This is a genomic window from Streptomyces sp. BF23-19 (genome assembly GCF_041106355.1).
GTDB lineage: Bacteria > Actinomycetota > Actinomycetes > Streptomycetales > Streptomycetaceae > Streptomyces > Streptomyces virginiae_A.
In genome coordinates this window covers 63,199-83,068 of the sequence record NZ_JBGBPT010000007.1, presented here as the reverse complement: position 1 = coordinate 83,068, position 19,870 = coordinate 63,199, and the positions used below count along the sequence as shown (strand labels likewise).

The window sequence follows — 19,870 nt, the reverse complement described above, 5'->3', positions numbered from 1 at the left end:
GTGCTCAGCCCTTCCGCATGCCGCGGAGCTGGACCGCGTAGGCGATGACCGCGGTGAAAACGCCCATCACGATGGCGATGGTGGCCGCGTAGTTGTGCTGCTGCCCGGAGAAGGCCAGCGAGTACGTGTAGAGGTTGGGGGTGTAGTCGGTCGTGATCGCGTTGGGGGCGAGGTTCTGCATGATGTTCGGCTCGTTGAACAGTTGGAAACTGCCGATGATCGAGAAGATCGTCGCGATGACCACTGCGCCGCGGATGGCCGGCAGTTTGATCGCGGTGACGATGCGCCATTCCCCGGCGCCGTCGATGGCCGCCGCCTCGTAGAGGGAGCGCGGAACGACCTTCAGCGCGGCATAGAAGATCAAGGTGTTGTAGCCGACGAACTCCCAGGTCACGACGTTGCCGATGGAGGCGAGCACCAGTGAGGGCGAGAGCGGATCCGGGAGCGCCAGGCCGAACGCGTCGTTCAGGTTGCCCACCAGGCCGAACCGGGTGCCGTAGATGAACCCCCACATCAGACTGGCCACCACGGCCGGTACGGCATAGGGCAGGAAGACGGCCACCCTGAAGAAGGCCTTGCCGTACAACCGGCCGCTGTCGATGGCGAGCGCGACGAGCAACGCGATCCCCAGCATGACCGGTACCTGGACGAGCAGGAACAGCCCCACCCGGGCCGAACCCTCCCAGAAGCGCGCATCGGTCAACGCTTGGAGATAGTTGTCCGCGCCGACGAAGGAGGTACCGCCGATGAGCCGGTCGCGCATCAGGCTGAGATAGAACGCGTACCCGATGGGAGCCAGGAAGACGAGGGCGAACACCGCTGCGAACGGTCCGGCGAACCCCCAGCCGACGAGGGCGTTCCGACGTGCGCGTGGACGGGAACGGGATGGGGGGACGGCTTTTGCCGGTGCCGGCAGGAGCGACATGGTGGGTCCTTGTGTCAGTGACCTACAGGTCCGCGACGGAGGAAGAGATGACTGGCCTCCGGGCCGGAATCGACCTCATGGGGCAGGACCTGATGAGAAATGTTTACGTAACCATCGGTCCGGCGATCGTGGCACTCCCGGTGGAGAGCGTCAAGCACCTTGCACCCGCCGGCCGAAAAACGAGCCACCCGATGGCGATGCCCGTCTCGGCGAGGTGTTCTCAGCAGCAGTCGACCGTAGGCGCCGCACCCAACCCGACGGACCACAAGTGGAGTTGGGCGGAGGTTCGCCACCCGGGCCGGTTGTGACGATTCACGCCCGACTGCTTGACACACCCCGATGCGGCTCCCAGACTCGCAGCCAGCCCGTGTGTTTACGTAAACATTACAGAGGCGAAACACCGAGTTCACCGGGGCCGGCGTCACCGCCGGGCCCGGAGCCGTGGGCGCACCCGCCCCCGCACACCTCTCACCCGCCCGCCAGCCGACCAGAGGTATCCATGCGACGTCACCCCCCTTACCTTGCCGCCCTGTTCGCCGTCGTGGCAGCCCTCCTCGCGACTTTCCTCGGCGGTCTCGGCACCGCCGCGGCCTCCCCCTCCCCCGTCACCGTCATCAACGCGACGCAGTTCACCGATCCCTCCGGCCGGCCCGTCCACGCCCATGGCGGAGGGGTCATCAAGGTGGACGAGTACTACTACTGGTTCGGTGAGGACCGGAACCCCGACAACAGCTTCCGGTACGTCTCCGCCTACCGCTCGACCGACCTCAAGACCTGGGAGTTCCGCGGCCACGTCCTGTCCCAGGCCGGCCACCCGGAGCTGGCCACCGCCAACATCGAACGCCCGAAGGTGATGTACAACCGCGCCACCGGACAGTTCGTCATGTGGATGCACAAGGAGGGCAGCGCCACCGACTACAGCGAGGCCCGCGCCGCGGTGGCCGTCTCCTCCACGGTCGACGGCGACTACGCCTGGCGCGGAAGCTTCCGGCCGCTGGGACACATGTCCCGGGACATCACCACCTTCGTGGACACCGACGGCACCGGCTACATGGTCTCCGCCGCCAATGAGAACGCGGACCTGCACATCTACCGGCTCACCGCCGACTACACCGGCATCGAGACGCGCGTGCAGAAGTTGTGGGCCGGCCAGTCGCGCGAGGCTCCGGCCCTGTTCAAGCGCGACGGCGTCTACTTCCTGGTGACGTCCGGTGCCACCGGCTGGTCCCCCAACCAGCAGAAGTACGGCACGGCGGACAGCATCACCGGCACCTGGAGCTCGCTGCGGGACCTGGGCGACGGCAGGACCTACGGCTCCCAGACCGCCTTCGTGCTGCCCGTCGAGGGCACGTCCGGTGTCACCACCCACATGTACATGGGCGACCGCTGGGGCAACTCGATGGGCGGCACGGTCAACGACTCGCAGTACATCTGGCTCCCGTTGAAATTCCCGACCAGGACCACCCTGTCCATGGACTACTACCCCCAGATCATCATCTCCACGGAAAACGGAACCGTGCGGGGCACCGGGGACTGGAACACCCTGACCGCCGTGCACAGCGGCAAGTGCGCCGACGCCGCCGACTGGTCGGTCGCCGAGGGCGCAGCGCTGATCCAGTGGGCCTGCGCGGCGGGCAGCGTCAACCAGCAGGTGTGGTTCCAGGGCACGGGAGACGGCACGGTACGGATCATGCTCCGCCACAGCGGGAAGTGTCTCGCGGTCCGGGACGCGTCCCCCGATGACGGTGCCGCCGTCGTACAGACCACCTGCGGCGACGCGCCCGGACAGAAGTGGAAGACGGCCCAGGCAGGCCCGACCGGCGTGCGGCTCGTCGCCCAGCACAGCGGCAAGTGTGTCGACGTCGCGAACCACTCCTGGGCCGACGGCGCACGACTCATCCAGTGGACGTGCAACGGCGGCGAGAACCAGAACTGGAGGCGCTCGGCCGTCTGACCCGGCCGCCTGCGCCCCGGCACCGGTGGGGCCGTGCGTACCCACGGCATGGGGCACGGCCCCGCACGGCGTCGGGGCGGTCAGTCCTCGACGGGGCCGAGGTCGGGCGCGTCCCGGAAGGCCACCTTTCGTTCCCGGCCGGGTGCGTGCAGTTCGAGTACGACGACTTCGTTCGCACCCGCACGCAGCACCGGGCCGGGTACGTACAGCGAGCGCTGGGGGCCGCGGGACCAGTACCGGCCGAGAGCGAAGCCGTTGACCCAGACACTGCCCTTCGTCCAGCCGTCGAGGTGGAGGAAGGTGTCGGCAGGCCGGTCCGCGTCGAAGGTGCCACGGTAGAAGGCCGGCCCGGTCGGCGCGGCCGACGCGGTGCCGAACGGAAGGTCCTCCGGCGCGGTGAGCGGCATCGGACGGCTGGTCCATCCGTCGAGCGGGGACCCGTTCAGCAGAACGCTGCCGAGCAGCCCCTTGCGGTCGTGGATGCCTTGGCCGTAGTTCACACGGCCCTGGTTCTCGACGAGGACCGTCAGGACTGTGCCCGGCCACGGGACCGCGAAGGTGAGGGAGTTCTCGTGGCGCTCCCTCTCCAGCACCCCCACGGGCTGGCCGCCGACGAAGACCTGGGCCCGGTCGCGCACCTGCTCCAGTTCGAGCAGGGCGGGCCCGGCGTCCGGCAGCTCCGTCTCGTACAGCACGAAGCCGTAGTCCTGTCCGAGTTCCTCCATCGTCAGCGGACGGAGCGAGGCTACGGCGTCCCCGAGGGCCGGCGCGGCGTCCAGCAGAGCGATGCTCTCGGTCAGTTCCACCGCCTCCAGGCCGAACTTCGCAGCACGTGGGGGCGGCACCTCTGCCGGGACCGGGGCGTATTTGCCGATGACCTCACGGAAGGCGGCGAACTTCTCGGTCGGGTCGCCGGCCTCGTCGAGGGGCGCGTCGTAGTCGTAGGAGGTCACGGTCGGCCGGTAGGTGTGCTTGTCGTTGGCGCCGTTCATGAAGCCGAAGTTCGTGCCGCCGTGGAACATGTAGAAGTTCACGGAGGCCCCCGTCGCGAGCAACTCGTCGAGCTCCTGGGACGCCTGCTCCGCGCCCCGGACGATGTGGTTTCCGCCCCACCGGTCGAACCAGCCGATCCAGAACTCCGTGGACAGCAGCGGCCCGGACGGGCGGGCGGTACGCAGGGTGGCGAGGTGCTCGGCGGACCGGCTGCCGAAGTTGGCGGTGGCGAGCACTCCGGGCAGGGCCCCCCGTTCCAGGTCGGCCGGCTGGTCACAGGTGAAGAGCGGGACGTCGACGCCGTGACGGTGCAGGGAGTCGGCGAGGTGCTCCAGGTAGGCGGTGTCGTCTCCGAACGCGCCGTACTCGTTCTCCACCTGCACGGCCAGGACCGGCCCGCCCCGGGGGGCGAGGCGGTCGTGCAGCGGGGGCAGGAGCCGGCCGAAGTAGTCGTCGACCGCGGCGAGGAACCGCGGGTCGCGGCTGCGCAGCCGCATGGACGGGTCGGCCAGGAGCCATGAGGGCAGGCCGCCGCCCTCCCATTCGGCGCAGATGTAGGGGCCGGGCCGCAGGAGTACGTGCAGCCCCTCGGCGGCGGCGAGATCGAGGAACCGGGGCAGGTCGAGGCCGCCGTCCATGCGGAACTCGTCGGGCCGCGGCTGGTGGAGGTTCCACGGCACGTACGTCTCCACCGTGTTGAGCCCCATGAGACGGGCCTTGTGCAACCGGTCGGCCCAGAGGTCGGGATGGACGCGGAAATAGTGCAGTCCGCCCGAGAGGATGCGGAAGGGATCGCCGTCGAGCCGGAATCCGTCGTCTTCGATCTGGAGAAGGGGCATGCGCGTGCTCCTCGACTGAGCAGGGATGCGCGGATGGCGCGCGGTACTGTCGCCGTGAATGTTTGCGTAAACATCCAGGACATGGCAAGCCCATCTGCGGGCCTTTCACTCATGTGCATGGTCCCGCGGGCGGGTTCGGGCGGTCTCCTGACCTAGGCGACGTTCGGGTTGGCCGGCTGTTCTGAGCCCGCCGTCACCCGGCGGCCCTTGCCGCGCTTGACGAGGACCACTGTCTTCATGGTGACCCCCGGGTAGTTCGGGGTGTAGTACGCGCCCGTCCAGTAGTCGTGGAAGGAGGCCACCGTGCCGATCGTGTACGTCATCGGGTTCGCGGACGTCTGGCCGCTTCCGGCGAAGGCCTCCATCGTCACCGTGTCCTGGCCGTCCATGCCCACCACCGCTGCGGCGTGGTACTGCGACATGATCTGCTCCCCGGGGTTCATGGCGAGCATCAGGTAGGACTGTCCCACCACCGGGCCGGCGTCGCGGTCCGTCGCCCCCTGGAAGTCGCCTGCGCGGTCGCGGTTCTGCTCGTCCGACATGCCGAAGGCCTTGAGCCCGGCGCTCGTACGGACGTTGCTGTTCGCGCCGTCGGCCAGCTCTCCGACGGCGTTGTGCATGATCTCCTCCGCCGTGTGGAGGCAGTCGTCCAGGATGTTCCGCGCCAGCTCGTGCTCCTGGTACAGCTCCGTGCCGCCGAAAAGGGCCTGCTGCGCCGTGCTCGTCGGGCGCAGGGCCGGGGAGTAGGACCCCGCGGGCCCGCTGACGCGGATCCAGATCGACGTGGCGTCGTCGCTCGGGACGGCGAAGACGCCGTTCGCCGAGACCGTCATGTGCTGCTGGTTCGGGCCGGCCTGTGCCGCCCAGCGCTGGACCGACTCCTGGGCCGCCCCCTGGTCGGCCCGGCCCGCCTCCTGTGCGTGCTGCTCGGTCCTCGGCGCCGCCCCGCTCATGGCGCGGCGCGCGTTGCTCTCCGCCTCCCGCTCGAAGCGGTCGGAGGGGTCGGAGACCCGCAGGCCCGCTCCGTTGTCCGTTCCCGCCACGGGGCCCTGGCGCTGCTGGATCACGTGGGTGAGTTCGTGGGCGAGCGTGAGCTTGTCGGCGCCGCCCTCCCCGATCACCACGTGGTTCCCACTGGTGTACGCCCGAGCGCCCACCTCGGCCGCCGACGCCTTCGCCGCGCTGTCGTCGTGGATGCGGACGTCGGAGAAGTCGGCGCCCAGCCGGCTCTCCATGTCCGCGCGTGTGCTGCCGTCCAGCGGCCTGCCGCCGGCCCGCACCACGTCGTGGACGGCCGAGCGCTGGACCGGCGCCTCCTCCGCCTCGTGGCCGCACCCCGCACCGTGCCGGTGCGGCTGCTGCTTCAGACGCTGGACGACCACCGCGTTCCCCACACTCGCCTGCAGCCCGAGGAGCCCGGAGGCCTGTGCGGGTGGTGCGGTGACCGGCCTGCGGACCGTCGACCGGGCGTCCTCGGTGGCGTTCGACCTGACCTTCGCGTGGTCCTGCACTGGCGCTTCCTTCGTCGGAGAATCGGAGCCGTACGTGATGCCTGTGTCCTGCGTACGTCTCGCGTACGTCCTTGTCCTGGGTACACCGGGCGACCCCGCGGACGCCAGGTACCCGAGGGCAGACTCGACCGGCCGTGAGGGCAGTCTTAATGCCTGTTCCTGAACCCCCGGTACAGGTGGGTTCGGTAGCCTTATGGCCGGCGGGCCGAGGGCGAAGGTGGTGGCCACCACCTTCGGATCGATCAAGCCGCTGGGCTTCGCGGGCCCCTGGATGACGCTGCTGATGAGCAGTGTCATGGGGTGTGTGCGACATCCCGTGGGTGGCTCTGAGCTTTCCGGAGCCCGCAACCCCGTGGCCAGGAGGTTCATCCTCTCTCTGAAAGCGGCTCACGGACTGACGTAACTTCGGGATTCCTGAAGCGTTCTCACTGTGCCCGATCAGTTCACGATCGGGATGAAGGTGAGGAGGCTCGGGGTGGCGCTGGCTGCCGTACGAGACCTACGCGATGTCCGGCCACCGGCCACGGCGGAGGAGCTGGAGCAGTTCGAGACCGATGTGCTGGCGGGGTTCGTGCTACGGAACTGGGTCGAGAACCACCTCGACGAGATCCAGGCCCTCGATCCCGCCTGAGCCTCTGTCCGTATGCGGTGAGGCGAACGGGTCGCTCGTGGGAGACGAACCCTCTGGCGACCTTCAGGGCTGGGTGGTGCCCAGGAGCAGCTGTCCCACCGAATCCCTCAGGACGGAGCACGCCTCGGGGTCGAGGCCGTCGTCGGAGACGAAATAGTCGATCTCCGAGAGGGCGATGAACCGGCTGAGACCGACGACGCCCCATTTGGTGTGGTCCGCGACCACGGCCACCTGAGTGGCGCAGTCGATCAGCGCGCGGTTGGTCTGGGCTTCCGCGAGGTTCGGAGTCGTCGCGCCGGCGCGTTCGGACACGCCATGGGCGCCGATGATGAGCAGGTCCACCTGGAGGGAGCGGATCGCCTGGTCGGCGAGAGGTCCGACGAGCGAGGCCGACTTGGTGGGAGTGCCGCCGGTCAGGAGCAGCGTGGGACCCGTGGGGCCGGACTCGGCCCCGGTGGGCCGCAGCAGTTGGGCGACCGGCAGGGAGTTGGTCACCACCGTCAGACCCGCGACGTCCCGGAGCCGGGCCGCTACCGCGTAAGAGGTCGTTCCGCCGGAGATGGCCACGACGCTGCCCGGTTTCACGAGAGCGGAGGCCGCCTCGGCCACCGCCGACTTGGCCCGCGACTCCAGACCGGCTTTCGTTTCGAACGGTGGCTCGTCCCCCGTGGTGACGGAGGCGCTGATGGCGCCCCCGTGCACCTTCGACAGCGAACCGGTGCGGGCGAGAACGTCGAGGTCGCGGCGAATGGTCATGTCGGAGACGCCCAGCTGCTCCACGAGATCGGCCACCCGCACGGCACCCTCGCGGCGCACGATGTCCAGGATGAGAGCCCGCCGCTGCGGTGCGAGGCGTGCTGACTCGGTCACGATCTCGTTCCCCGTTCCTCTGCGCACCGTCCGTGTACGCCGCCAAAGTCACACGGCATCCCTCACGAACGAACAGTCTACGTCGCAGGGCTTCGGCCTCACCGTGTTCTCACGCAATGCGCCGGGCGCCGGCGGCCGGGGAGACCGGGAACAGGTGCGGAGCCTGGTACCCCGCCGCACGGAACGCGGTGGTGACAGCGGCTCCGAGGGCCTCCACCCGGCCCTCCTCCGCCAGCACGATGACGGACCCGCCGAAACCGCCACCGGTCATGCGCGCTCCGAGCGCTCCGTGCGCCAGGGCCGTGGCCACCACGAGGTCGCTCTCCGCGCAGGAGATCCGGAAGTCGTCACGCAGCGACGCGTGGCCGTCCGTGAGGATCGGCCCCAACTTCGCCAGATGACCGGCCCGAAGGTGCGTGACGGCCTCGGTGACCCGTGCGTTCTCCGTCACCACGTGCCGGACCAAGGGCACCAGGTGGGCGGGCAGCACTCCGGCCGCCCGCGGCAGGTCCGCGGGAGTGAGATCGCGCAGTGCCGCCAACCCGAGCAGACGTGCGGCCTGCTCGCACCCGGCCCGCAGGGCCGCGTACGCGCCGTCCCCGAGGTCGTGCTTGACGCGGGTGTCGACGACCAGCAGGCTCATCCCCTGGGTCTCCGGGGCGAACGGGACCTGCTCGTGGCCGCCGGCGCGGATGTCCAGATGCAGGGCCGCCCCGGCCGTGCAACAGGCGGAGGCCAACTGGTCCATGGCTCCGCATGGCACACCGGCGAAGCCGTTCTCCGCACGCTGGCCGATCAGAGCGAGGGCGGGTGCGCTCAGGTTCAGCCGGTAGAGGTCGTTGTAGGCGAAGGCGACCGCGCACTCGAGCGCGGCGGAGGACGAAAGGCCCGCGCCGGCGGGTACCGTGCTGTCGACGTGGAGGTCGGCGCCCCCGAGCCGGTGCCCGGCCTCGCGCAGCGCCCAGACGACGCCGGCGGGGTAGGCGCCCCATGTGGTGACGGCGCCGGGGGTGAGTCGGTCGACGTGGAGGTCGATGACCGGGCCGTCCCCCTGGGCGCTGTGCAGCCGCAACCGGCCGTCCTGTCGCCGCCGTGCCGCGACCAGGGTGTGCTGGGGGATGGCGATGGGTAGCGCGAAGCCGTCGTTGTAGTCGGTGTGCTCGCCGATCAGATTGACCCGGCCGGGCGCTGCCCAGACCCCCTCCGGGTAGGCGCCGTAGATGCGCCGGAAGGCCTCTTTCATGCGGTCACCTCACGTGCGAAGGCCCAGGCGTCGGCCACGATGGAGTCCAGGTCGGTGCGGCGGGGCCGCCAGCCGAGGCGCTCGCGCGCGCGGTCCGCGGACGCGACCAGTACCGCGGGGTCGCCGGGACGGCGGGGGCGGACGACCTCCGGGATCGGGCGCCCCGTGACCCGCCGGACCGAGTCGATCACCTCCCGGACCGTGAAGCCCTCGCCGTTGCCCAGATTGCATATCAGGTGCTCTCCGGGACGGGCTGCCTCCAGAGCCAGGAGGTGGGCCTCGGCGAGGTCGGCGACGTGGATGTAGTCGCGTATGCAGGTGCCGTCGCGCGTGGGGTAGTCGTCGCCGTGGACGTCGATGTGCGGGCGCCGGCCCAGAGCCACCTGGAGGACGAGCGGGATGAGGTGCGACTCGGGTTCGTGGCGTTCGCCATGGCCCGCGTGGGCGCCCGCGACATTGAAGTACCGCAAGGACACGGCGGCCGACCCGTGCGCGGCGGCCTCGCCGGTGATCAGGTGGTCGACAGCCAGTTTGGTCGCGCCGTAAGGGCTGGTGGGCGCGGTGCGGGCGTCTTCGGTGATCGGCAGCTGTTCGGGTTCGCCATAGACCGCGGCGGTGGAGGAGAACACCAGGGTGCCCACCTCCGCGTGCCGCATGGCGGCCATCAGCTCCAGCGAACCGGTCACGTTGTTGCGCCAGTACTTGTCCGGATCCCGTACGGACTCGGCCACCTGCGAGGAGGCGGCGAAGTGCAGGACCGCAGCGTAGTCGGCGGACAGGAGGGCAGCGGCGTGCGCGAGACCGCCCCGGACGAACTCGGCGCCCGACGGGACGGCTTGGGGTACGCCGGTCGACAGGTCGTCGAGCACCGTCACACGGTGGCCGGCTTCGAGGAGGTGGGCCACGACCACGCTGCCGATGTAGCCGGCTCCCCCGGTCACGAGGTACCGGCTCATGACGCGACCTCTCGCAGTCGTGCGGCAGCGGCCTCCGGGGCCACGTCGTTGACGAAGGAGTCCATGCCCGATTCGACCCCGGCGAGGAACTTGAGCTTGCTTGCCGACCTGCGCACGGTGAACAGCTCCAGGTGCAGCGCCAGTTCCTGGCCGCCGGTCTTCGGCGCCTGGTGCCAGGCGGAGATGTAGGGGGTGGGGGCCATCTGCGCGGGCTCCCCCTCTTGACGGAACAGCCGGTCGAACCTGCGCAGCAGCTCCAGGTACATCTCCGGGAACTCGGCGCGTTCGGCCTCCGTGAGGTGGGTGAGGTCACGGACACGGCGATGGGGGTAGAGGTGCACCTCGTACGGCCAGCGGGCGGCATAGGGGACGAACGCCGTCCAGTGCTCCCCCGCCAGGACCACGCGCGACGTGGCGGCCCGAGCCTCGGACAGCAGGTCCTCGAAGAGGTTCCCGCCGGTGACGGCCCGGTGTGTGCCGGCGACGGCGATCATCTTGGCGGTCCGCGGCGGGACGAAGGGAAAGGCGTAGATCTGCCCGTGCGGGTGCGCGAGCGTCACGCCGATCTCCGCGCCGCGGTTCTCGAAGCAGTACACCTGCTCGATGCCGGCGAAGGACGACAGCCGCTCGGTGCGGTCCGTCCAGGCGTCGAGTACGAGCCGGGCGCGGTCCTCGGTCAGGTCGGCGAAGCTCGCACCGTGCTCGGGGGTGAAGCACACGACTTCGCAGCGTCCGAAGCGCCCCGCCAGCGAGGGGAAGCGGTTCTCGAACACGGCCACCTCGTAGTCCGCCGCCGGTATCTCGCTGTGGCGCCCGTTCCCCGAGGGGCACAGGGGACACGCGTCGGTCGGCGGATGATGGACGCGTCCCTGGCGGTGCGAGGCGATCGTGACCCAGTCTCCGGTCGCCAGATCCAGGCGCAGCTCCGGATGACTGTCGACGGGCTCCGGCGCACGCCGGTCGACCGTGTCGCGCTCGGCGCTCTCGTCGAGGTCGAAGTAGATCAGCTCGCGGCCGTCCGCGAGCTTCGTCGAGGTTCTCTTCACGGAAACGTGCCCGTCTCTCGGAGTACGGTACGGCGCTGTCGCGAGCCATACGTCGACAAGAGTAAACAGAAAACAACTAAAGTCAACGTTTGGACGTGTCAGGTGCGCGTCCGGCGGTGTGCGCTGCCGGGCGAGCCCTTCGCGGTGCGCCGCCGTAGCAGGACCAAAGCGCCTCCTGCCAGGGCCACGGCGCTGCCCACGACGCCCCCGACGACGCCGATCCAGCCGGCGCTCCCGTGTGCGGCTGCGTCGGTACGCGCCTCCACCGCTGTCGCCCCGACAGCGGTGTCACCGCCGACCGGCGCCTCGCCGGCCCGGGCGGACGAGGAGGTGGAGGGCGATCCCGTGGGGGTCGCACCGGTCGAAGGCGCCGGGGACGCCGAACGGGAGGCGGCACCACCGGGTGCGGTCGCACGGACGTCCGGTCGGGAGTCGGCGGCCGTGCTGGTGACGGCGATGTCGTCGAGGAAGAGGACCGCTTCCGATGCTCCGACCCGCTTCGACGGCCCCTTCTCCGGACGCCAGTTGGGGCGGTAGGCGCCGATCCTGAAGTGGGGCGGTTCGCCGCGATGGTAGTTGTTGGCGCCCTGGTGCGAGCCGATGGTGACGCCGTCCCGTGTGACGGCGATCGATCCGGGCTTGCCCGCGGAGGACCACGTGATGTCGAAGGTCCATCGGTTCCAATGACCCGGACGCGCGGCGCCGAGCGGGATGACGGTCTCCTGTATCTCACCGTTGCTCATCCAGTGGACCTTCAGCTGCCAGTCGCCACCGTGGACCGAGAGGGCGACGACGGGTTTGATGCCCTCGCCGTCGTCCTGTGTGCTGAACCACTGGGCGACGATGGTGTCGAGGTCCCGCTCCTGCCAGTCACCGGGCAGGTAGTTGGCGAAGCCGAAGCGATGACTGCCCGCGTCCAGACCCTTGATGACCAGTTCGGACTTGAACGAACGTCCGTCGTTGGGGATGTTCACTCGCGCGGCCTGCCCCGACTTCCCTCCCGGCGCGGGTCCTACGAGGACACGGCCGAAGCCGTTGATCGCCATGAACGGCAACTTCTGGGAGGGGGACTCGAAGTCGTACGACACCGAGTCGGCGGCGGCTGCCGGGGAGGCGGCGGCAAGACCGGCGACCAGCAGGGCGCTGGTGCAGGCGGTGACGAGGCGGACCGGCCGACCGGCGGGTGACGGCGGTATGGCGAGGGGCATGGGCATGTGTCCTTGCAGGAGAGGGTGATGACGATTCCGACCGACGGTCGGCGGCGGGAAGGGAAGGAACGGCGCGGCGAAGCCGACAGGCCCGTGCCGGAGACCGCCGGGGACCGTGGTGAACCGGTCGACAGAGACCGATACGGCAGGACGGGCTCGGGGCCTTCACGCGCACAGTCGGTGCGCGGGGTCGGCCTTCCGGTACGGCGCTCCCAGGCGCTCGCCCGCCGGCCGAAGCTGTCGCGACCCTACGGGGCAGGGAGGCGGACGAACCCGCAACCATGTGACTGCAGGCTTGGTTGTGGGATCAAGTCGGCAGACGTAGCCCCTCGACGGCCGTGTCGAAGACGGGTCGGTGCTGATCCCACTCCGCATCCGGCGCCGAGAAGTAGACGACGTACTGCGTACCGGCGTTGTCGGCGAAGGCCACCTCGACCGCACGGAACTTGCGCACCTTGCCGTTGAAGGTGAACTCCCAGTACCCCGCCGGCCTGCCGTGGACGGTGCTCGCCGTCATCCGCACGCGCTCGTAGCCAGGGTTGTCACGGCGCGTCTGCTCCTCCTCCGTCGTACGCCAGTGCTCCAGCGCGTCCGCGCCCGCGAAGGCGTCGGCCTTGACGCGCAGCCCGAGGAGGCCCGACGGATCGACGAAGGCGATTTCTCCTCCCGCCAGCTCGTCGCGGCTCCAGCCGGTGGGCACCGGCAAGGTGACCCCGCCACCGTCCTGCAGGCGGTAGCCGTCGGGGGGCGACGGCGCTGCCGTGCTTCCACGACCGCCCGAACGGTGTGCGGACCCGTCGCCGAAGAGCGCGCCGGGCCAGAGCAGTGCCGCGGTCACGGCACCCGCCGCGGCCAAGGCCGCCGCGCCGGACCACAGGAGGCCCCCGCGTACGCGGCGGCCGGGGCGGGCGGCCCGGTGGAGCGGGTTGGACGACGTGCCGTGACCGGCGGACCCACCCTTCGCCGCGCGGCGCAGGAGTCGCTCCGCCTCGGTCAGACCGGTCCGCTGCTCCGGCTCCTTCACGAGCAGCCCGTCGATCAGGGACGCGAGGATGCTCCCGTCGGCCGGCGGCGTGTGCGGGTCGCTGACGACGGCGTACGCCGTCTCGATCGGCGCTTCCCGGTCGAAGGGATGACGACCCTCGACGGCCCGGTACAGCGTGATGCCGAGGGACCAGAGGTCACCGGCGGCCCCGGCGTCACCACCTCGCAAGCGTTCCGGAGCGAGGTAAGCGAGGGAGCCGACCAGTTCGCCGGTCCTGGTGAGCGTCTCGGTGCCGCTCACGGCGGCGATACCGAAGTCGGTGAGGACGATCCGGCCGTCCTGCCCCAGCAGGATGTTGGCCGGTTTGACGTCGCGGTGCCACACGCCCATGTCGTGGGCCGCACGCAGCGCCTCGACGACGGCCAGGCCGATCCGGGCGGCCTCGGCCGTCGGGAGCGCACCCCGCTGCTCCAGTGCGTCCTCCAGGGTGATCGAGGGAACGTACTCCATCACGATGCACGGCAGGCCCTCGTCCTCGACCACGTCATGCACCACGATCACATGGGGGTGGGCGATCCGGGCCGCGCTGCGCGCCTCGCGGCGCGTGCGTTCGTGGAGCATGCGGAACGTATCGTCCGGCACGTGCGGGGGAACGTGGAGCACCTTCACCGCCACCTGCCGTCCGAGGAGCTCGTCCTCGGCACGCCAGACGGTGCCCATGCCGCCGCGGCCGACTCGCTGCACCAACCGGTAGCGGCCGGCCACGAGCCGCCCTTGTTCCGACACTGTCGCCGTTCCCCGCTTTCCTGTCGCTCGACCGTACGGCGGACCATAACGCCACGCGGTATATGCAGCCAAGAGGTGTCGACGAATACATTGCACCGCCGCTCGGCGCTCCAAGTGGCGTGCAGCGTCACGCATTTCAGTCTTGCTTCTCGCCCGCCGCGATTACTTGACAGCCGCCTGGTACATGGTCAAACGTGCGACACCCCCGTCACAAGAGTGCAGAAATGCCACTTTGGCTCGGAACGACGTTTTCTGGGCGCCGGCGCGCATGGCGCCGGATCAGTACGGGTGAAGGCGGACGATGGGCACGCGAGGCCACATCGCTCCCCTGCGGCGCTACGGGTACGAGGTCCACGCGGTCGTCGACGGCGACGACGGCGGCGACGACGACGGGCTGGTCCGCCTCAGGAACCGCGCCCTGACGTCGCCGTCGTGGACGTCGCCCTGGTCTGCGTTTCGGCTACCGCTTCGAGCCCTGACGGGCGATTTCACCGGTCATAGGTGGCCGCTCGTCCATCACGTCCCCTGAGTCTCCGCCAGGATCAGCCGGCCGACCTGTTCACCGAGGACGGTGCGCGCCTGCTCGGCGAGTCCGTCGTCGGACACGAAGTAGTCGATCTCGGACAGGTCGGCGAACCGGCTCAGCCCGACGACGCCCCACTTGCTGTGGTCGGCCACAACCGCCAGCCGGGTCGCGGCGGAGATCAGGGTGCGGTTGGTCTCCGCCTCCGCGAGGTTCGGAGTGGTCACCCCGGCGCGCTCGGAAACGCCGTGCGCGCCGACGATGAGGAGGTCGACCTGCAGGGAGCGGATCGCCTGGTCCGCCAACGGCCCCACCAGGGAGGCGGACTTGGTGGGAGCCCCGCCCGTGACCAGCAGGGTCGGGGCCGCGGAGCCGTCCTCCCTCCCGAACGACCGCAGCAGCTCGGCGACGGGCAGGGAATTGGTCACCACGGTCAGGTTCGCGATGTCGCGCAGACGGTGGGCGACGGCGTACGTCGTCGTCCCGCCGGAGATGGCCACGACACTTCCTGGCTGGACCAGTTGTGCGGCCGCTTCGGCGACCGCGGCCTTGGCCGCCGACTTGAGGGTGGACTTGGTCTCGAACCCGGGCTCGTCGCCCGTGGTCCCGGAGGTGCTCACCGCCCCGCCGTGCACCTTCTCGACCGATCCGGCCCTCGCGAGCACGTCCAGGTCGCGGCGGATGGTCATGTCGGACACCCCGAGCTGCTCCACGAGCGCGGCAACGCGCACCGCTCCCTTGCGGCGCACGGTATCGAGGATGACTTCTCGCCGCTGGGCCGCCAGCGGTGCCGACTCCGTCACAGTCCCACCCAATGATCTCTAGCAAATTCCAGACAGAGATCAATTGTACACTGAGTCCAATAAGGGTGGGCAAGCGGTTCCTCAGGACCTTCCCCGAACTTTCGTACCGAAGGGCGGATTTGCCGGATTGCGTATCCGATCCACCAGCCCCGGTGGCCGTCCCCGCCTTTTGTCCGCGCGAGCGCTTAAGTCGAATAGCGTCGGCACGTACCGAAATACTTGACCCCGATCCCCTCGCCCTCCGTGTGATTGATCGCGTTTCAGGCCGATGGCCTTTTCGCTCACCGAGGCCCGCCCCTCCCAAGGCGGACCTCGGTCCCTCGGTGTACCGGCCGCGCCGCACCGGCGTCGCGCCCGCCCGTGTCAGTGAGGCAGGCCGACAGCCCGTTCCCCGCTGCGGCGCTGCTGGATGACGACGGCGGCGACGAGGAGGGCGCCCTGGGCGACGTTCTGCCAGAAGGTGTTGATGCCCTCGACGGTGAGGCCGTTCTCCAGCGCGCCGAGCAGCGCCACCGCCAGGAGCGTGCCGCCGATCCCGCCCTTGCCGCCCTTGAGGGCGCATCCACCCAGTGCGGCCGCCGTGATGGCCTTGAGTTCGAGGCCCTCGCTTCCCGAGACGGGCTGCCCCGAGCCGGTCCGCGCGGTCAGTAGGATGCCCGCGATCGCCGCGACCACACCGATGAGTGCGTAGACGGCCACCAGGTACTTGTTGATGTTGATACCCGCGAGGCGTGCCGCGGTGTCGTTGCCGCCGATCGCGTAGATGTTGCGGCCGATGTCCGTGTACTTGAGCATGACGTGCACCGCCAGCGCCACGATCACCAGGATCCAGATCATCACCGGCACCCCGGCGATCTTGCCCCGGCCGAGGAACACGAAGAGCGGATCGTTGAGTACGTAGCCCTGCGCGCGGCCGTCGGAGACGAGCTGGGCCACGCCCTTGTAGGCGGCCAGGCCCGCGAGCGTCGCGATGGTGGGGTTGACCCGGCCGTAGACGATGGCGACGCCGTTGACCACACCGACGAGGATGCCGATTCCGATCGCGGCGGCCATCCCCAGGTAGGGGTTGGATCCGCCGGACGTGAAGACCATGGCGCTCACGACAGACGCCAGGCCGGCCTGGGAGCCGACGGATATGTCGAGGCCACCGCAGATGATCACGACCGTCTGGACGATGGCGAGCAGCCCCGTGATCGTCACCGCCTCGCCGATGACCTGGATGTTGGCGAGGCTGAGGTAGTTGTCGTTGAGGACCCCGAACAGGGCCAGGACGAGGACGAGTGCGCCGATCAGGCTGAGGTTCTGCCCGCCGAGCGAGGTGAGCAGGGCTCCTCCGGTCTTCCGCGCCGGAGCGGGAAGGTTCTCGGTGGTGGCCGGCGTCTGGGTGGTGGTCATCGAGCGTCTCCATCGGCGGAGTCGGTGAGCGGTCGGTCGGATGCGGCGGGGGCGAGGTCGTCCGCCATGGCGAGGTTGAGGATGGCTTCCTCGGTGGCTTCCGACCGGTTGAGCTCGCCGGTGATGCGACCGTTCTGCATCACGACGATCCGGTCGGCGAGGCCCAGGACCTCAGGGAGTTCGGAGGAGATCACCAGTAGGGCGACCCCCTCACGGGCGAGGTCGGCGATGATGCGGTAGATCTCGGCCTTGGCACCGATGTCGATCCCGCGCGTCGGCTCGTCCAGGATCAGGACCTTGGGCTTGCGCAGCAGCCAGCGGGCGAGCACGACCTTCTGCTGGTTTCCGCCCGACAGTTTGCGCACCTCGTGCTCGATCGAGGGGGTGCGCACCCGGAGCCGGTCGGAGAAGTCCTGCGCCACCGCCTTCTCCTGGCGGCTCTGGACGAAGCGCCAGCGGCGCAGCCGGTCCAGGCTCACCAGGGAGGTGTTGTCCCGGATGGAGCGGTGGAGGAACAGCGCCTGGGCCTTGCGCTCCTCGGGGGCGAGTCCGATGCTCGCTCGGATCGCGTCCCGGGGACTGCGCAGACGCAAGGGGCGGCCGTTCACGCAGACGCGGCCCGATCGGATGGGCCGGTCGCCGGCGAGGGCGAGGGCCAGCTCGGACCGCCCGGCCCCCATGAGTCCGGCCAGGGCGACCACCTCGCCGGCACGGACGTGGAGGTCGATACCGCTCACGTCGTCCGTGGTGACGCCCTCCAGCTGCAGGACCACCTCGTCGCGGGCGACGTCCTGTCGCACGAACAGGGAGGACAGGTCACGGCCCACCATCAGGCGGACGACCTCCCCCTCGTTGGTGTCGCGGGCTTCCAGCACTCCGGCGACCGTGCCGTCGCGCAGCACGGCGATGCGGTCGGCGAGGCGGAAGATCTCCTTCATGCGGTGGGAGACGTAGATGACGGCGATGCCTTGGTCCCGGAGCCGGTCGATCAGGCCGAAGAGCGCCTCGACCTCGTTCTCGGAGAGCGAGGAAGTGGGCTCGTCGAAGGCGATGACCTTGGCCTCACCGGTCAGCGCGCGCAGGATCTCCACCAACTGGCGTTGTGCCGGGGTGAGTTCGGATCCCAGCTGGTCGGGGTGGATGACCTTCTCGAATCCGAGCCGGGCCAGGTCCGCGGTGATGCGGCGGCGCAGTTCTGCCCGGTCGAGGCGGCGCAGGGCGGTGCGCGGCAGGGCCCCCGCGTACACGTTCTCGGCGACCGAGACGTGCGGGATGATCTCGGGCTCCTGCGGGATGATGCGGATCCCGGCCTTGTGGGCGTCGTGCGGTGACGACAGGGTCCGCGGACGCCCGTCCCAGAGGATGTTCCCCTCGGTGGGCTGGTGGTCACCGGTGAGGATCTTCAGCAGGGTCGACTTGCCCGCGCCGTTCTCCCCCATGAGGGCGGTCACCCGGCCCCGGGGGAAGGTGAGCGTGACGCCGCTGAGCGCCTGTACCGCACCGAACCGTTTGGTGATGTTCTCGACGGAGATCTCTTCGCCGGGATCCCGGTCGGGGACGGGTGGCTCTGTACCGGCTGTGGTCATGGGGGCCTCGCAAGCTGGGGTTACGTGGGGCGTTCGGACCGGCGACGCTGCCGGTCGGCGGTGGTGGTCTGGACGGGGGGCGGGTACGGCCACCGCTGCGGCGGGCCGTACCCGTCCTGGCATCGGGCTCGGGCTCGGGCTCAGCCGCAGGTGACGCCCGCGTCCTTCCAGTTGGAGGCGTCGACCATCTTGGTCGGGGCGAAGGCTTCCTTGGGGAAGTCCTTGCCGTCCTTGAGCTTGTCGTACATCGTCTGCACCGCCAGAGCGCCGACGTCCCGGCCGTTGATGAAGAGCGCGGCCTTCATCCCGGACGGCTTGCCGGAACTCCAGTTCTTGCAGGCGAGGTAGGCGCCGAGGCCGACGCCGATCACGTTGTCGGCCGTGAAGCCGGCGTTCTCCAGGGCGGTGACCCCGCCCTGGACGTTCTCGTCGTTGCAGCCCCAGACCACCCAGTGCTTGACGGAGGCGTTGGCGGTGATCGTCGCGGCGATCTTGTCCTGGGCGCCAGTCGGGGAGTTGTCCGTCGGTACGTCGATGTTCTGCACCGGCGTGCCCGCGGCATCCGCGAACGCCTTCTTCGAGGCGTCGACACGGTCGGTGCACACCGTGACGTCCTGCTTCCAGGCCGATATCGTCCGCGTCTCCGCCGGGTTCCAGCCGGCCTTCTTGAACTCCTCGGCGGCTCGCTTGCCGACCTCGCCGCCCATCTGCCGGCCGCTGAACCCGATGCGGGGCACCAGGTCGTCGGCGCCGCACGCGGAGGGGTCCGGGCCGCTGCTGCAGATCTGGTCGTCCGACGTCAGGAGGGCCACCTTGCCGGTCTTCGCCAGCTGTACGACCTGCGGGCCCACGGCCGGGTCGGGAACGACGACGATCAGCCCGTTGCTCTTCTGCGAGATGGCCGCCTGGGCCTCGCTCACCGTCTTGTTCGCGTCGTTGCCCAGGTTCACCACCTTCAGGTCGATCCCGAGCTCACTCGCCTTCGCCTTCGCGCCGGCGGCCTCGCCGATGAAGTACTCCTGGTCGCCCTGCTTCTGCAGATAGGTCAGGGAGATCTTCCCGTCGACCTTCCCGACGTCCGCGGTGCCGCCCGTCGTCTCCTGGCCACTGGAACACGAGGACAGGACGAGCATCGTGGCCAGGCCCAGGGCCGCGGCCGCTACCGGACGGCGGTGGTGGTGAGTGAGCATGTCGATCCCTTTGCTTGAACGGGTCGCACCGGGCGACCAGTGGGGCACGTGCGATGGGGTGGGGTTCGGTCCGGCCGCCGTCGTGAGCGCCGCCCGGGGCTGCGGGTCCCTGGAGACTCGCAGGGAGAGATGTCCGGCCTTGGCCGACGAGTCCCCGACGGAGGACCCCTCACTGGGAATCCGCCACAGTCGGCCGTTTTCAAACTTGATGCAACAGAGAAAAGCGCCGTTTCCGCCATAAGTCAACAGCGTGAACCGAGGGTTTCCGATTGATGCACCCCCGTGACCTCCGGGGACGCCACAGCGCGGCAGGATCGCCCCAACAGCGGCCGCCGGGCGAAAATCGCCGAAGGTGCTGGACGGGCGGCCGTACGGCACGGCGCCGCCGCAGGCCTGAACCTGGACGGACCCCGCCCTGTTGTTTTA

General features: G+C 69.7%; 15 protein-coding genes. 2 read left to right on the top strand and 13 right to left on the bottom strand.

Annotation, left to right across the window (positions count from 1 at the left end; genetic code table 11):
* Nucleotides 1-4: 4 nt before the first annotated feature.
* The gene (locus tag AB8A24_RS06405) at nucleotides 5-925 is read right to left on the bottom strand and encodes a sugar ABC transporter permease (protein ID WP_328964984.1); all 921 of its coding nucleotides are present in this window, start codon (nucleotides 923-925) and stop codon (nucleotides 5-7) included.
* A 499-nt stretch (nucleotides 926-1,424) separates the two neighbouring features.
* On the opposite strand from AB8A24_RS06405, the gene AB8A24_RS06400 reads away from it, so the two are divergent.
* Nucleotides 1,425-2,879, top strand: a complete 1,455-nt coding sequence (locus AB8A24_RS06400) for an RICIN domain-containing protein (protein ID WP_328964983.1) — start codon at nucleotides 1,425-1,427, stop codon at nucleotides 2,877-2,879.
* A gap of 80 nt (nucleotides 2,880-2,959) precedes the next feature.
* On the opposite strand, the gene AB8A24_RS06395 is transcribed toward AB8A24_RS06400, so the two are convergent.
* Together AB8A24_RS06395 and AB8A24_RS06390 are read right to left on the bottom strand one after the other, a co-directional pair.
* Entirely contained in the window at nucleotides 2,960-4,711 is a 1,752-nt protein-coding gene (locus tag AB8A24_RS06395; protein ID WP_369475082.1) for a beta-galactosidase, read from the bottom strand.
* A gap of 152 nt (nucleotides 4,712-4,863) precedes the next feature.
* Nucleotides 4,864-6,222, bottom strand: coding sequence for a DUF4157 domain-containing protein (locus tag AB8A24_RS06390; protein WP_328964981.1), 1,359 nt, complete (start codon nucleotides 6,220-6,222; stop codon nucleotides 4,864-4,866).
* 430 nt (nucleotides 6,223-6,652) lie between these two features.
* Between AB8A24_RS06390 and AB8A24_RS06385 the strand changes: the two genes are divergently transcribed.
* On the top strand, nucleotides 6,653-6,853 hold the full coding sequence (locus tag AB8A24_RS06385) for a hypothetical protein (RefSeq protein WP_369475080.1): 201 nt from the start codon (nucleotides 6,653-6,655) through the stop codon (nucleotides 6,851-6,853).
* Between the two features lie 63 nt (nucleotides 6,854-6,916).
* Here AB8A24_RS06385 and AB8A24_RS06380 read toward each other — a convergent pair whose 3' ends face one another.
* From AB8A24_RS06380 to AB8A24_RS06335, 10 genes are all read right to left on the bottom strand, one after another.
* A complete protein-coding gene (locus AB8A24_RS06380; RefSeq protein WP_328964977.1) occupies nucleotides 6,917-7,723 on the bottom strand; it encodes a DeoR/GlpR family DNA-binding transcription regulator in 807 nt (268 codons plus the stop codon).
* Nucleotides 7,724-7,832: 109 nt separating this feature from the next.
* Nucleotides 7,833-8,966: a galactokinase gene (galK, locus tag AB8A24_RS06375; RefSeq protein WP_328964976.1), complete on the bottom strand. Its 1,134-nt coding sequence runs from the start codon at nucleotides 8,964-8,966 to the stop codon at nucleotides 7,833-7,835.
* Nucleotides 8,963-9,922 carry a UDP-glucose 4-epimerase GalE gene (gene galE / locus AB8A24_RS06370; protein WP_328964975.1) on the bottom strand — a complete coding sequence of 320 codons (960 nt, stop codon included), beginning with the start codon at nucleotides 9,920-9,922 and terminating at the stop codon, nucleotides 8,963-8,965. The genes galK and galE overlap by 4 nt, the downstream gene beginning before the upstream one ends.
* Nucleotides 9,919-10,968, bottom strand: a complete 1,050-nt coding sequence (galT, locus tag AB8A24_RS06365; RefSeq protein WP_369475079.1) for a galactose-1-phosphate uridylyltransferase — start codon at nucleotides 10,966-10,968, stop codon at nucleotides 9,919-9,921. The genes galE and galT overlap by 4 nt, the downstream gene beginning before the upstream one ends.
* Before the next feature lie 98 nt (nucleotides 10,969-11,066).
* On the bottom strand, nucleotides 11,067-12,176 hold the full coding sequence (locus AB8A24_RS06360) for a heparin lyase I family protein (protein ID WP_369475078.1): 1,110 nt from the start codon (nucleotides 12,174-12,176) through the stop codon (nucleotides 11,067-11,069).
* A gap of 307 nt (nucleotides 12,177-12,483) precedes the next feature.
* A complete protein-coding gene (locus tag AB8A24_RS06355; protein ID WP_369475077.1) occupies nucleotides 12,484-13,947 on the bottom strand; it encodes a protein kinase in 1,464 nt (487 codons plus the stop codon).
* A 516-nt stretch (nucleotides 13,948-14,463) separates the two neighbouring features.
* On the bottom strand, nucleotides 14,464-15,273 hold the full coding sequence (locus AB8A24_RS06350) for a DeoR/GlpR family DNA-binding transcription regulator (RefSeq protein WP_328964971.1): 810 nt from the start codon (nucleotides 15,271-15,273) through the stop codon (nucleotides 14,464-14,466).
* A gap of 363 nt (nucleotides 15,274-15,636) precedes the next feature.
* Nucleotides 15,637-16,668: an ABC transporter permease gene (locus AB8A24_RS06345; RefSeq protein ID WP_327381533.1), complete on the bottom strand. Its 1,032-nt coding sequence runs from the start codon at nucleotides 16,666-16,668 to the stop codon at nucleotides 15,637-15,639.
* A complete protein-coding gene (locus AB8A24_RS06340) occupies nucleotides 16,665-18,254 on the bottom strand; it encodes a sugar ABC transporter ATP-binding protein (RefSeq protein WP_328964970.1) in 1,590 nt (529 codons plus the stop codon). Before AB8A24_RS06340 ends, AB8A24_RS06345 begins: the two co-directional genes overlap by 4 nt.
* A gap of 140 nt (nucleotides 18,255-18,394) precedes the next feature.
* Nucleotides 18,395-19,444, bottom strand: coding sequence for a substrate-binding domain-containing protein (locus tag AB8A24_RS06335; RefSeq protein ID WP_369475074.1), 1,050 nt, complete (start codon nucleotides 19,442-19,444; stop codon nucleotides 18,395-18,397).
* Between the last annotated feature and the right edge of the window lie 426 nt (nucleotides 19,445-19,870).